The following is a 15206-nucleotide window of genomic DNA, read 5'->3' as shown; positions in this document are numbered from 1 at the left end:
CGACTGAAAGCCGACGGGGCAAATTTTGTTATAAGCGCGAGGGCTTAGTTACGCGGGCGAACCCGACCAATGACTTGGCCATTGGCGATGATTTCGCCATTCGCATTGACCTGACCGATGACGTTTCCGGATGTGTCAACGACCGTACCGTCAGCGCGGACCGTGTAATCGCCGGACGTGACGCTGGTCACTGCTGATCCAACAGTGCCGCCATTCAGAAGGTTACTTCCGGATGTTGCCGCTGTTGTGGACAGACCGCTGATGACGACTTGTCCTGAAGAGTTCACAACATCTCCATTTGTACGGAGCGTTCCGATAAGATTACCGCTCGCATCGCGGACGGAGTTATCAGAACCGATTGTGTAGCCTGTCGTCGATCCGCCACCTGCGGAGAAGCCGCGAAGGACGACCTGACCAGAGGAGTTCACAACGTCGCCGTTGGCGCGAAGCGTTCCAAGAACTTGGCCGGCGCCGGTGCGGACAACATTGTCAGAGCCGACTGTATAGCCGGATGTTGTTGTCGTGACCGTGGTCCCGGTGGTGAAGCCACCTGTCGTACCGGTCGTCGTTCCGCCTGTTGTGAAGCCGCCATTGATACCGACATTTGTGCCGGAGACCATGGAGCGCCAATCAACACCCAGAGCATCAACAGTACGGAGTGTCAGACCACCTGTGGACAAGCCACGAGCTGTCTGGAACGCCTCAACCGCCGCATAAGTCTGGCGACCCAGCTGTCCGTCAAGTGCACCATTATAGTAACCTTGCGTTTGCAGGGCACGTTGGATGGCGCGGATGACTGTCACATTGGCATTCGCTTCACAGAGGACCTGACGCCATTCGGCTTTCTCAGGGGATGTCTGTGTCCGACGTTCAATCGTGCCGAACTGAGCCGGTATGGCAATCGTTTCCGTGCGGGCCGGTGTGGCAACGCGCTGAACCTGGATTGTCTCATAGCGGGCCGGGATGACACGACGCTCAATCCGCGGTGCACCATCAACGACGCGACGTGTTACCGTCTTCGTGACCGCCGGAATACGACGCTCAGTCGTTGTCGCCGGTGTCTTGACGACGCGGCGCGTGACTTCACGTGTAACCGCCGGGATACGACGCTCTTGCGTTGTAGCCGGTGTTTTGACGCGGCGACGTGTTTCCGTTTTCGTGACGGCCGGGATACGACGTTCCGTTGTGGACGCTGGCGTCTTCATCACGCGACGTGTGACAGTATCTGTCACGGCCGGGATTGTCCGCTCAGTCGTCGCAGCCGGTGTCTTGACGACGCGACGCGTGACCTGCTTCGTGACGGCTGGCGTTGCACGCTCAACTGTCCGGGCCGGTGTCTTCACAACACGACGCTCAACAGTCTGTGTCCGAGCCGGGATAGCCCGTTCCGTTGTCCGTGCAGGTGTTTTCACGACCTGACGGGTCACTTGCTTGGTCACAGCCGGGATACGACGCTCTGTTGTCGACGCCGGTGTCTTCACAACACGACGCTGCTGTTGCTTGGTCACAGCCGGGATACGACGCTCTGTCGTAGAGGCTGGTGTCTTCACAACACGACGGGACACTTGCTTCGTGACCGCTGGAACTGTGCGTTCCACCGTACGGGCCGGTGTCTTCACGACGCGGCGTGTTTCCTGCTTGGTCACGGCCGGGATACGACGCTCTGTTGTAGACGCAGGCGTCTTCACAACACGACGTGTTTCCTGCTTCGTAACCGCCGGGATACGACGCTCAGTTGTCACAGCCGGTGTCTTCACGACACGACGTTGAACCTGCTTCGTGATCGCCGGGACACGACGCTCAGTTGTTGCCGCCGGTGTCTTCACGACACGACGTGTAACAGCTTTCGTGACCGCCGGGATTGTGCGCTCGACTGTACGGGCCGGTGTCTTAATCCGACGACGTGTCTCAGTCTTCGTGATTGCTGGCACGGCACGTTGTGTCGTCGCTGCCGGTGTCTTGACGACACGGCGGGAGACAGTCTTCGTGACGGCTGGAACAGTCCGTTCAATCGTTGCCGCCGGCGTTTTCACAACACGACGTGTTTCCTGCTTAGTCACAGCCGGGATACGACGCTCTGTTGTAGAGGCCGGTGTTTTCACGACACGACGCTCAACCTGGCGGGTGACCGCCGGGATTGTGCGCTCGACAGTCGACGCCGGTGTTTTGACAACACGACGTGTTTCCATCTTCGTGACTGCTGGAATGCGACGCTCAGTTGTCGCCGCCGGTGTTTTGACAACACGACGGGAGACAGTCTTCGTCACAGCCGGTGTTGCACGTTCAATTGTGCGAGCCGGTGTTTTGACGCGACGACGGGCTTCCGTTTTCGTGATCGCAGGGACGCGACGCTCTGTCGTGGCCGCTGGCGTTTTCACGACACGACGGGACACTTGCTTCGTGACCGCTGGTACGGTCCGCTCAACAGTTGCCGCCGGTGTCTTGAGGACACGACGTGTTTCCATCTTTGTGACAGCCGGGATGCGACGCTCAGTTGTCGCCGCCGGTGTTTTCACAACACGACGGGAGACCTGTTTCGTCACGGCTGGAACGGCACGTTCAATGGTTGCCGCTGGCGTTTTCACGACACGACGTGTTTCCTGCTTTGTGACAGCCGGAATACGACGTTCTTGTGTGGACGCTGGCGTTTTCACGACACGACGGGACACTTGCTTCGTGACGGCAGGAACTGTGCGCTCCACCGTACGGGCAGGGGTCTTGACGACGCGGCGTGTTTCCATCTTCGTGACAGCCGGGATACGACGCTCAGTTGTCGCAGCCGGTGTCTTGACGACACGACGGGACACTTGCTTCGTGACCGCTGGTACACGACGCTCAACCGTAGCGGCTGGCGTTGCGATACGACGACGTGTTTCCGTCTTCGTGATCGCCGGAACACGACGCTCAGTTGTCGCCGCCGGTGTTTTCACGACACGACGGGACACTTGCTTCGTAATCGCCGGGACGGTCCGTTCGACAGTTGACGCCGGTGTCTTGACGACACGACGTGTTTCCATCTTCGTGACGGCCGGGATACGACGCTCAGTTGTCGCGGCTGGCGTTTTCACGACACGACGCGAAACCTGCTTCGTGACCGCTGGAACGTTACGTTCGATAGTCGACGCCGGTGTTTTGACGACGCGGCGTGTTTCCATCTTCGTGACGGCCGGGATACGACGCTCAGTTGTCGCAGCCGGTGTTTTTACAACACGACGTGTGACCTGTTTCGTGACCGCCGGCGTTGCACGTTCAATCGTGCGGGCCGGTGTTTTGATGACGCGACGGGTCTGTGGCTTGCTGATCGCAGGCACAGCACGCTGTGTTGTGGCCGCTGGCGTCTTGACGACGCGACGTGACACTTGCTTCGTGACAGCCGGGATTGTGCGCTCAATTGTGCGGGCCGGTGTCTTCACAACACGACGCGCCTCAGTTTTTGTCACAGCCGGGATACGACGCTCGGACGTAGAGGCCGGTGTCTTCACAACACGACGGGACACTTGCTTCGTGACGGCAGGAACTGTGCGCTCAACCGTACGGGCAGGGGTCTTGACGACGCGACGGGCTTCCGTCTTCGTGACAGCCGGGATGGTACGCTCTTGCGTAGACGCCGGACGATCGACGACCTTGCGTGTCACAGTCTGTGTCACAGCTGGGATACGACGCTCTGTCGTGGCCGCTGGCGTTTTCACAACACGGCGTGTGCGTGTTTTCGTGACCGCTGGAACATTACGCTCAATTGTCGAAGCCGGTGTCTTCACAACACGGCGGGAGACAGTCTTCGTAACAGCTGGGATGCGACGTTCTGCTGTTGAGGCAGGTGTCTTAATCCGACGACGTGTTTCCACCTTCGTAACCGCTGGCACAGCACGCTGTGTCGTGGACGCTGGCGTTTTGACGACGCGACGTGTGACTTGTTGCGTAACCGCTGGCACCTGACGCTCGATTGTTGAGGCCGGTGTCTTCACGACGCGGCGTGTCTCAACTTTCGTGACCGCCGGGATACGACGCTCTGTTGTGGACGCTGGGCGATCCACAACACGACGTGTGACCTGCTTCGTGACCGCCGGGATACGACGCTCAGATGTACGGGCCGGTGTTTTCACACGACGGCGTGTTTCCGTCTTCGTGACCGCAGGAATACGACGCTCTTGTGTCGAAGCAGGTGTTGCAACGACACGACGTGTAACCGTGTCAGTAACAGCCGGGATTTGACGCTGAGTTGTTGACGCTGGTGTCTTCACAACACGACGGGTCAGAGTCTTCGTGACCGCCGGGATACGACGCTCAACAACTTTAGCCTCTTCAGCAACAACACGTGTCTCGACCGAACCAACGCGCTGGCCGAACTGACCGCCATTGATGTTAGCCGAACCATTGCCACCGACGAGGCGTGATCCGCCTGCCGCACGGTCTGCACTGGAAGCATCGCCGGCGTTCAAGCCATCACGGTCATCACGACCATCGCGGTTGGCATCAACAAAACCGCTGATCCGTGTTCCGCCTGCGAAGGTTGAACCACCTGCATCAACGACGCGGGCCGGTGTCTTCACAACACGACGTGTGAGTGTTTCCGTGACTGCTGGAACCGGAATTTCACGAGTTGTGGCTTCCTGGTCAACGACACGACGTGTGATCTGACGGGTCACGGCAGGAATTGTGCGCTCAACGGCACGGGCCGGAGAGACGATAACCTGTTTCGTGATCGTCTTGTACTTGGCCGGGATCAGAACACGACAGAGGATTTCACCTGTCTGGTTCACGATCGTTTCAGTTGATTCAACAACCTGCTCGGAGACGCCGTTAAAGACAGTGAACTGTCCGCGTGTCGCCGTATTAACCCGTCCGCCGGTAAAGGCGCCGGAGTTGATCGCTTGGCTACCAGGCTTCCACTCTTCACGTGCCGGCTCGATGAGAACGCGCTCAGAACGTGTTTCATATTTGGCCGGGATGACGTCGATTTCAGTCCGTGCTTCGGTCACAACAACTGTCTCAGTGACAGTACGGTACGTGGCCGGAACGACTTCAACGCGTGTTGACGCTTCCTGAACAACGATAGTCTCTGTGACGGTTTCATATGTCGCAGGGATGATTGTCAGCTGGTTGGCAGCTTCCTGTTGGATATATGTCTGGCTTTCCGTGCGGAATTTCGCAGGGACAGCGACATATTCAACGGTTTCAGGCTGAACAACGACAGTCTCTGTGACGGTCTCGTAAGTCGCCGGAATGGAGACAAGCTCCGTGCTGGCTTCCTGAACGACGACAGTTTCAGTGACGTTGCGGAAAGTCGCCGGAACAGAGACGAGCTCTGTGGAGGCTTCCTGAACAACGATGGTCTCGTTGTAAGTCTCATATTCCGCAGGAATAGTGACATATTCAACCGTTTCAGGCTGAACAACGACAGTCTCTGTAACGTTTTTGAATGTCGCCGGAACGGAGACAAGCTCTGTTGTGGCTTCTTTCACAACGACAGTCTCGGAGACAGTTTCAAACGTGGCCGGAACCGCGACGAGCTCTGTTGTTGCCGGCTGAACGACGACTGTTTCCGTCACGTTTTCGAACGTAGCTGGAATGGAGACGAGCTCACTGGACGCTTCCTGAACAACGATGGTTTCGTTGTAAGTCTCATAGACGGCAGGAACGGAAACATACTCAACAGTTTCAGGCTGAACGACGACTGTCTCTGTGACAGTCTCATAAGTGGCCGGAACGGAGACGAGCTCTGTAGTGGCTTCCTGAACGACGTAAGTCTCAGTCACGTTCTCGAAAGTTGCCGGGATAGAGACGAGCTCTGTGGACGCTTCCTGAACGACGACTGTTTCTGTCACATCACGGAATGTCGCTGGAATAGTGACAAGCTCTGTGGACGCTTCCTGAACGACGATAGTTTCCTGAACAGTCTCGAAGACAGCTGGGATTGTCTCGTAAGTCACGGAGGCAGGCTGAACGACGACTGTTTCAGACACAGTCTCGAAAGTTGCCGGGATAGTCACCAACTCTGTGCTGGCTTCCTGAACAACGATGGTCTCGTTCACTGTTTCGAACACAGCCGGGACTGTTTCGTAAGTGACAGAGGCAGGCTGAACGACAACTGTTTCAGTGACCGTCTCGAAAGTTGCCGGGATAGCGACCAGTTCTGTGGACGCTTCCTGAACGATGACGTTCTCTGTGACAGTTTCATATTCGGCTGGAACCGTCACATATTCGACGCCAGCGGGCTGGACGACAACTGTTTCTGTGACGGTTTCGAATGTTGCTGGGATTGCGACCATTTCAGAGGACGCTTCCTGAACAACAACCGCTTCCTGAACGGTCTCATAGACAGCCGGGACAGTCACATATTCGACTGTTGCAGGCTGGACGACGACAGTTTCAGTCACAGTTTCGAATGTCGCCGGGATCGTGACGAGCTCTGTAGACGCTTCCTGAACGACGACCGCCTCTTGGACTGTCTCGAACACGGCTGGGACAGTCACATATTCGACGCCAGCAGGCTGGACGACGACAGTTTCAGTCACAGTCTCGAATGTTGCAGGGATTGTGACCAGCTCTGTGGACGCTTCCTGAACAACGATCGTTTCCTCATAGGTCTCGAACTTGGCTGGAACAGTCACATACTCAACTGTTTCAGGTTGGACGACGACTGTTTCAGTGACCGTTTCGAATGTCGCTGGAATAGACACCATCTCGGAAGAGGCCTCTTGCACGACAACGGCTTCTTGAACTGTCTCATAGACAGCCGGGATGACTTCATAAGTGACGGAAGCAGGCTGGACGACAACAGTTTCATTCACTGTTTCGAATGTCGCAGGGATCGTGACCATTTCAGTCGACGCTTCCTGAACGACGATTGTCTCGGACACAGTCTCAAACACGGCCGGGACAGTTTCATAAGTCACAGATGCCGGCTGAACGACGACTGTTTCAGTCACAGTCTCAAACGTGGCAGGGATTGTGACGAGTTCTGTGGACGCTTCCTGAACGATAACAGGCTCGGATACAGTCTCATAGACGGCAGGAACGGCCGCATATTCAACCGTTGCAGGCTGAACAACGACTGTTTCTGTGACAGTCTCAAATGTGGCCGGAATTGTGACCAGTTCTGTTGACGCCTCTTGGACAACGATTGTTTCGTTATATGTCTCGAATTCCGCAGGAACGGACACGTATTCGACGCCAGCGGGCTGAACGACGACTGTTTCAGTGACCGTTTCGAATGTCGCTGGAATTGTCACCATCTCTGTTGACGCTTCCTGAACAATGATGGGCTCCTGAACGGTTTCATAAACCGCTGGAACCGCAACATACTCGACAGTCGCAGGTGTTACGACGACAGTTTCAGAGACAGTTTCAAATGTCGCCGGGATTGTGACGAGCTCTGTGGAGGCTTCCTGAACAACAACTGTCTCGGTGACTGTGTCATAAACAGGCGGCACAACAACATATTCAACCGTTGCAGGCTGAACCACGACAGTCTCGGAGACAGTCTCGAAAGTTGCAGGTATGGAAACAAGCTCTGTGCTGGCTTCCTGAACAACGATTGTCTCGTTGTAAGTTTCATATTCAGCAGGGATAACTGTGTAATCAACGGAGGCCGGCTGAACGACGACTGTTTCTGTGACAGTTTCGAATGTCGCAGGGATCGTCACCAATTGTGTGGACGCTTCCTGAACAACGACTGTTTCACTGACAGTTTCAAAAACAGGTGGGACTGTAACAAGTTCTGTTGTTGCTTCTTGAACAACGACAGTTTCTGTCACGTTCTCGAAAGTCGCCGGGATCGTGACGAGCTCAGTCGCAGCTTCTTGAACAACGATTGTCTCGGACACGGTCTCAAAGACGGCTGGGACAGTTGTATATTCAACAGAAGCCGGCTGAACGACGACTGTTTCAGTCACAGTCTCAAATGTCGCCGGAATAGTGACCAGCTCTGTAGACGCTTCCTGAACAACGATTGTCTCGTTGACTGTCTCGAAAGTCGCAGGGATTGTAACGAGTTCTGTTGAGGCCTCTTGGACAACAACTGTCTCTGTGACGGTTTCATATGTCGCTGGGATTGTGACGAGCTCTGTAGACGCATCCTGAACAACAACTTGCTCAGTCACAGTCTCGAATGTCGCCGGAATTGTTGTGTACTCAACACCCGCTGGCTGAACGACAACTGTTTCAGTGACAGTTTCAAATGTCGCCGGGATTGTGACGAGCTCTTTGACCGCATCTTTAACGACAACTGTTTCGGTGACAGTTTCAAACGTCGCCGGGATTGTGACCAACTCTGTAGCGGCTTCCTGAACGACGACTGTTTCTGTGTAATCCTCATAGACAGGTGGGATTGTCACATATTCAACAGATGCAGGCTGAACAACGACAGTCTCGGAGACTGTTTCGTAGACGGCTGGAACTGCGACGAGTTCTGTCGACGCTTCCTGAACCACGACAGTCTCTGTGACTGTGCGGAATGTTGGTGCGCCGGATGTTGAACCGGGACCGTAAGCGTTGACCGCGGAGCGGGAAACAACTCGACCGCCGGAGGCGACGATGTTGCCTGAATTGTCGAGCGAGCCGATTGAAGATCCGGAGGCGTTATAAACGGTTCCGTTGGAGGCGACTGAATAAGTCGTTCCGCCAACCACGAGACGCGTCCGCGAAGAGCCTGTGCCGATCAATGTCAGCGGGTTAACAGCATTTGCTGCCAGAACGTTTCCGTTCGTGCCGACGATGTTGCCGGAGGCATCAACAGAGCCGATGCGTTGGCCGGAAGCATTTGTGACGGTTCTGGCGGAGTCGATTGTGTAAGGTGTGCCGTTAATCGTAACGGTGACTGTGCCACGACCCGGGATGATGGAACCACCGCCCGCAACAACAAGCTCATAGCTTTCTTCTTGAACAAGAACGCGCTCAGTGACGGTTTCCATTGTTGCAGGAATTTTACGAATCTCTTCGCCAGCCTGACGCAGAACAACTTGCTCTGTCGATGTCGTGTACTGCGCGGGCACGATGACCCGTGCGAAACATTCGCCTGGAAGCGGATTACCCGGGGGCAATTCCTGCGCGAATGATGGTGCAGCAAGAACTGCGGCCGATGCGGCCATTAAAAGTGTACGTTTCATATTACGAAAACCCCCAAAGTCTTCAGTTTTGTTTAGTCGCGACATGCGAACCCTCCAGATTGTCTCATTCTCCGCCGGACGACGGATTCAGGACGTTAACTTCCTCTTAAACTCTCGAGAAAGTAATTCAATTGCTAATTGGCGACACGCGAAAAGGTCGGAAGTAAGACGCCTCTGCGGCGTGTAACATCTCCCAATCTCCCCTAGTATCTCCGTAAGCCTCCAATATTTTCACGGATTGAGGCGCAAATTGGTCAAAAATGCGGCGAACCTTGTTGGCTCCCCATACATTATATCCTTTTAGCCCCCCGGAAGCCGTAGCTCCGTCCGATTCTAACTCAGTTGCCATGACGTGTGCAGGATGAATGCCAGTTGAACGCGCCCAGTATCGTAAATACGGACCGATAGAAGCACTGCACATATATAATGAATCAGGGCCTATATTCGCATCTGCTAATTTCGCCTTCACATGCGCTAGTGCGGCGGGACGAATATAGCGAGGTATCACGTCTCTCGCGAAACTTTCCGCCATTGATTCGATTCTTTCAATTGATCTACCCGCGAAAAACCGGTGCACAACGGCAGCTTTCACGGCATGGCGATCAATACGGCCCAGCTTGTAAGAGATAAATGTCGGCATCAGTCGTGCGATATTCCCTAGCCATCGCGGTGTCCCTGCATAATAGCGTAAAAACAGTGCAAACGTGTCTTTCGTCGTAATTGTGCCGTCAAAATCGAAGGCGACAATCTCGTGGTCAGCGTTTTTCTGTGACACTACATTTGTAGGGGATTCGGACATTTGGGCCTTTTCATCTCTGTCGATTATAGGTTGCGGGAACCGGACACACAGTTCAAGGCGGCGCGGGTCTTGTCCTTTATAAAGACCTAAAACATCCGGAAGTTCCACGCCCTCCTTTAGGATGCCTGTGGAGAAGGGCTGTGATTTCCATCTTGCCCCCACCCGCAACGCAGGTCAGAGCGGTCATCTTATTTACCGCATTTAAGAATAGGATGCCTCATGCGCACAGGATTACTTCGAACGGTTTCTCTTATCGCCTCTTTGACCCTGATCGCCTGTTCCGGTGCGAGAGATGCACCCGTGAGAGTGGAAAATCCTGATTTCGCGCAAGAGGCATCAGACCTCGCCGTGGATGAGGCCGTCACATATGGTAAATTGCCCAATGGATTGCGCTATGCCGTCCGGTCCAATGCAACCCCCACCAAAACCGCGACCCTGCTGATGCGGATTGATACGGGGTCACTGAACGAGACTGAAGAAACGCGCGGTCTCGCCCATTTCTTAGAGCACATGGCCTTTAACGGTTCGGAAAATATAGAAGAGGGCGAGATGACCAAGCAGTTAGAGCGCTTCGGTTTGGCCTTCGGCGCAGACACAAATGCCTCCACCAGTTTCGATGAAACCATTTACTCGCTTGAACTGCCGGATGTCTCCGAAGAAATGTTGGACGTAACATTAGGAATTATGCGCGAAACAGCGGAACGCCTGACGCTTGCCCCCGACGCGATTGAGCGGGAGCGGGGTGTCATTCAGGCGGAGCGACGCGCGCGGTCCAATCCCGGCTTCCGCGCTTTTCTGGATCAACTCGATTTCCTCGCCGGACATACAATCCTGCCGGATCGCTTGCCCATTGGGACAGAGGAAACCATCCAGACCGTCACGCCTGAACAGTTCCGCGAGTTTTACTCTGCTTGGTATCGCCCTGAAAACACATTTGTCACATTAGTGGGCGATTTTGAATCTGACTATGCCGTTCAAAAGATTGAAGAATTTTTCGGCGACTGGCGAGCACCGGAGGGCGTGGAACCCGGGGTCAGCGTCGAAATCAACTCTGCGGCTCTAACCGCCCCTCGCAGTCGCGTTTATTCCGATCCGGAAATCCAGACGAGTGTTTCTGTCAATTTGGTCAAACCTTTCACGCCTGAGCCCGATTTACTGACGACACGCAAGGAAGGACTGATCGAAAGCCTCGGAAATTCCATTCTCAACCGCCGTTTGGGCAAGCTCGCCCGGACAGAGGACGCCGCCTTTATCGGCGCGGGTGTTGGGACATCGAATTTCTTCGATGCCGGAGAGATTTCGTCTTTGAGCATCAGCACGCAACCTGAAAACTGGGAAGCGGGACTCGCACAGGGGGAACAGGCACTTCGGCGTGCCCTGCAATATGGGTTCACGCAGGCGGAATTGGACGAGCAGCTCGCCAATCTCGAAAATTCTCTGAAAGTCTCAGTTCAGACCTCACCTACGCGCCGGACGCCAAGTCTCGCGCGGTCTATTCTAGGGTCTTTTTCCAGTGAGCGCGTTGTCACGACACCCGAGAGTAATCTGGAGCGATTCTTGGGGTATAAGTCAGAGATCACATTAGAGGCCGTTGAAGCGGCCTTCCGCGAGGCGTGGGACGGCTTGGCAGATGCGCCGCAACTCTACCTCCAGACTTCGGACTTGATTGAAGACGGCGAAACCAAACTGGAAGCCGCTTTCGCCGCGACCCGGGCTGTGGATGTTGCCCCGCGTGCGGAAGAAGCGAAGCTTGAATTTGCCTATGATGATTTCGGCACGCCCGGAACAGTCGCTAAGCGCTCCCGAATTGACGACATTGATGCGACACTCATCACATTCGACAATAATGTCCGTCTGAATATCAAAAAAACGCCCTATGAGGACAATGTCATCCGTCTGTCGGCCCGTATCGGGGCAGGGATGCTCTCCGCACCCACGGACATTGCACCGGGATTTGAAGTCTACACGCAAAACATGCTCTCGCTCTCCGGTTTGGGGCAGCACAAAGTCGATGATATCTCGACCCTCATGGCAGGCCGTTCGGTCGGCGTGCGTCGCGGATTTTCTGATACGGCGATGACACTTTCAGGCTCTACAACGCCGGATGACCTGGATTTACAGATGAAGCTCATGGCGGCTTACGCAACTGATCCGGGCTACCGTCCGGAAGCGCAAGCGCAATATGATAAATATATCCGGTCTTGGTATCCGACTCTGGATAGCACACCGGGCGGCGTGGCGAGCCGCGATATTGGGCGTATCCTGCGCAGTGGGGATAAACGTTGGGGTTTCCCGTCCGAGGCGGACCTCTTGGATGTCGATATGGATCTCATCCGGAACTGGATGGAGGCCAATGTCTTGGGCGGCTCTATCGAAATTACAGCTGTCGGGGATATTGATGAAGACGAATTGATTGAGGCCGTCGCGGCAAGTTTTGGCGCCCTGCCGGAGCGCCCGCTTACCGTCTTTGAACCTGACCCGGCTTTGACCAAAGTTTCTTTCCCGGACGGCTCGAAACGCCCGATCTTGCTCTCCCATGCGGGAGATGCCCAGACGGCGCGGCTTTATATCTACTGGCCCGCAGCAGACGCGACGGATGTGGTGCTCTTGCGACACACTCAGATGGTCTCTAATATGTTCGATCTTCGCCTGACGGAAGTTCTACGCGAAGAGGAGGGGGCGACCTATTCCCCAGGCGTGTCCCAGACCGGCTCGCGCCTTTATAAGGGCTTCGGATATATCGGCGCACAAATCGAAGTCTCGCCGGATAAGATTGATCTCATGGCCGAGAAAATCCGGGAAGTGGCGGCCGAGTTTGAACGTGGTGAAATTGAGCAAGATGTCTTTGACCGCGCCATAAAACCCGTTCTGGAGTCCTTGGAAACGAGTCTTGAGAGCAATTCCCTATGGATGAGCGTGCTCTCACAAGCTCAAACCGATCCGGAAGATATCGCCCGTTTCCGGACGCGGGACGAGGTGTATCAATCCATGACACTGGCGGATCTAAAACCTGTTGCGAAACAGGTCTTTGTTGATGCCAATTCCATAGAGATCCAGATTTTACCGGAAGAATGAGTCAAAGGTAAAATCTGGCTTAACCTTTGCAAGATTGAAGAAGTGACGGAAAAATAACCCTTTTTAGTCACCTTCTCTTAGTTTTTAACCTGATTTTAACCATAAAAAATACCAATCTGTTTCATCCTGCTACAACTTCCCCTCTTGGCAGAGTGGGTGCAACACCCCTCCCATATCGCGACCTCACCGTCCCATTTTGGGCAAAGAGGTCAAATAAGGATGTGGATGATGAAACGGACCCTTAATCATATCGCGGCCGACTACCGTTCTAAAAAGGACGGAAATGTTGCCATTATGTTTGCCATGACAGTTTTTGCGATTGTCGCGGGCTTGGCTATTTCGGTTGATGTATCGAACGCCTATTTCGCAAAACAGCGTTTGCAGGATACGACCGATGCTATCGCGCTTATGGCGGCGAAAGATAAATCCTTGGATAGCGAGGCCAAGTTACAAGCCACGGCCCAAGCCCTTTATGATGCAACATATCCAAGCAAGACAGGTGAGCGGATCGTTATTGAGAGTATTAAGCGTGACGGGGACCGTGTTATCGTTCAGTCAAAAAATAATATCGACACGTATTTTACAGGTATTTTCAAGACTACCAATATGGATGTGGGCGTCACGTCCAGCGCCATATTTGCGGATAAAGCGATGGATGTTGCCTTTGTTCTGGATACGACATTCTCAATGAATGGCAGCAAGCTTTCAAATCTGAAATCCGCAGCAGGAAACCTCGTGAAAACTTTTGACGAGCTCGATAATGAGAATCTTCGCGTCTCCGTCGTCCCGTTTTCGCAATATGTGAATGTCGGTTTATCCCGTCGAAATGCCAAGTGGCTGGATGTCCCGCAGGATTCCAGCACAACGGGTCCACAAGTCTGTAAGATGAAACGCAAAGTCGTGTCGCGCTCGAATTGTCGGCGCGTGCAACGCACATGCAAAAATGACGGCGTGTCCTATGATTGCTCCTACACCAAATGTGATAACACATATGGTCAGCCCTATAAGAGTTGTTACACACCAACATCCAAAGCGACTTGGAAAGGTTGCGTCGGATCTCGTGAGAATGGCTATGATGAGCGTCCGGCCTATGACAGCCGTAAAATTCCCGGCCTCATGAACGTAACATGCGGAGCTGAACTGCAAACCCTGTCCAGCAATATGACACAGGCGAAGTCTTCTATCTCCGGATTAAAAGCCCAAGGCGAGACATATCTTCCTGCTGGTATTCTCTGGGGATGGCGGACATTGGACACAACAGTTCCGTTGAGCTCAAATGCTGGTAACCCTGCTAAGAAACGCGAGAAAATCATGATTGTCATGACAGATGGTGAAAACACGCTGTCCAAGAAGGGTATTCTTCACAATGGAAACAACGCTAACGCGGCCAACACAAAGACGGATACACTGTGTAAGAAAGCGAAAGCGGATGACGTCACAATCTACACGATTGCCTATGATGTGAAGGATGCGACGACAAAGAAAATGCTCAATCGTTGTGCAACGGACGGTTCCAAATTCTTTGACGCCAAGAATGCAGGTGATTTGAATGATGCTTTCAAATCCATCGGTGAGAGCCTCAGCGAACTTCGCATTACCGCGTAACGCTCACTCCTATTCAAAGTAAAAAGGCCGGGATAAATGTCCCGGCCTTTGTTTTTTTTACTGTTCGACGCCCAAGAGCTGCATGTGGAATAACAGCGTCGCATTGGGTGGAATTTGACCACGACCGCGTGGGCCATAGGCGATATCACCCGGGATATAGAGAATACGCGCTTCGCAGACTTTCATATCGGCGAGGCTCTCATTCCAACCCGCGATAAAACCATTCGCATTGTGGTTCATAGTGACGTCACGCTCAATGGAGCTGTCAAAGACAGATCCGTCCGGGAAGAATCCGTGATAATGCATTTCGACCTTTTGGCTGCCAACGGGTGTTGCGCCTTTTTTCAGGCCTTCCTGAATGACTTTGTACTGCAACCCGCTTTCTGTCGTCACAACGCCTTCGCGCTGGGCATTGGCGGTGTGATAGGCGGCGAAATCATTTGAGGCTTCAATTCTGTCGATATCGACATAATCGGCATTGGCCAGCCATTGATCTTTCGGACATTCATAAACGGCTTGGGCAGGGTCAACGGGACCGTCGCTTGCACCGGAACAGGCGGCGAGGGCGGCGGCGGCCCCGATCAGTAAATACTGTCTCATTCAAATTCTCCTTTGATAAT

5 protein-coding genes are annotated in these 15206 nt (G+C 54.0%); 2 read left to right on the top strand and 3 right to left on the bottom strand.

Annotated features, from left to right (window positions below):
- Positions 1 to 44: 44 nt before the first annotated feature.
- Positions 45 to 9107, bottom strand: coding sequence for a peptidoglycan-binding protein (locus ACP9M6_RS12075; protein WP_427451434.1), 9063 nt, complete (start codon positions 9105 to 9107; stop codon positions 45 to 47).
- A 127-nt stretch (positions 9108 to 9234) separates the two neighbouring features.
- Positions 9235 to 10014, bottom strand: coding sequence for an HAD-IB family phosphatase (locus ACP9M6_RS12070; protein ID WP_427451433.1), 780 nt, complete (start codon positions 10012 to 10014; stop codon positions 9235 to 9237).
- 111 nt (positions 10015 to 10125) lie between these two features.
- Between ACP9M6_RS12070 and ACP9M6_RS12065 the strand changes: the two genes are divergently transcribed.
- Entirely contained in the window at positions 10126 to 12981 is a 2856-nt protein-coding gene (locus ACP9M6_RS12065) for a M16 family metallopeptidase (protein WP_427451431.1), read from the top strand.
- Positions 12982 to 13206: 225 nt separating this feature from the next.
- Positions 13207 to 14586, top strand: coding sequence for a VWA domain-containing protein (locus tag ACP9M6_RS12060; protein ID WP_427451429.1), 1380 nt, complete (start codon positions 13207 to 13209; stop codon positions 14584 to 14586).
- A gap of 57 nt (positions 14587 to 14643) precedes the next feature.
- Here ACP9M6_RS12060 and ACP9M6_RS12055 read toward each other — a convergent pair whose 3' ends face one another.
- Positions 14644 to 15186, bottom strand: coding sequence for an FKBP-type peptidyl-prolyl cis-trans isomerase (locus ACP9M6_RS12055; RefSeq protein WP_427451427.1), 543 nt, complete (start codon positions 15184 to 15186; stop codon positions 14644 to 14646).
- Positions 15187 to 15206: the final 20 nt, after the last annotated feature.

This window comes from Litorimonas sp. WD9-15 (assembly GCF_050271975.1).
GTDB lineage: Bacteria > Pseudomonadota > Alphaproteobacteria > Caulobacterales > Maricaulaceae > Litorimonas.
This window is presented reverse-complemented; position numbering and strand designations above follow the sequence as displayed.

What these genes read in the sequence shown, in the direction of transcription:
- ACP9M6_RS12055 (WP_427451427.1), bottom strand. Translation starts at nt 15,186, where the DNA reads ATGAGACAGTATTTACTGATCGGGGCCGCCGCCGCCCTCGCCGCCTGT.
- ACP9M6_RS12075 (WP_427451434.1), bottom strand. Translation starts at nt 9,107, where the DNA reads ATGAAACGTACACTTTTAATGGCCGCATCGGCCGCAGTTCTTGCTGCA.
- ACP9M6_RS12060 (WP_427451429.1), top strand. Translation starts at nt 13,207, where the DNA reads ATGATGAAACGGACCCTTAATCATATCGCGGCCGACTACCGTTCTAAA.
- ACP9M6_RS12065 (WP_427451431.1), top strand. Translation starts at nt 10,126, where the DNA reads ATGCGCACAGGATTACTTCGAACGGTTTCTCTTATCGCCTCTTTGACC.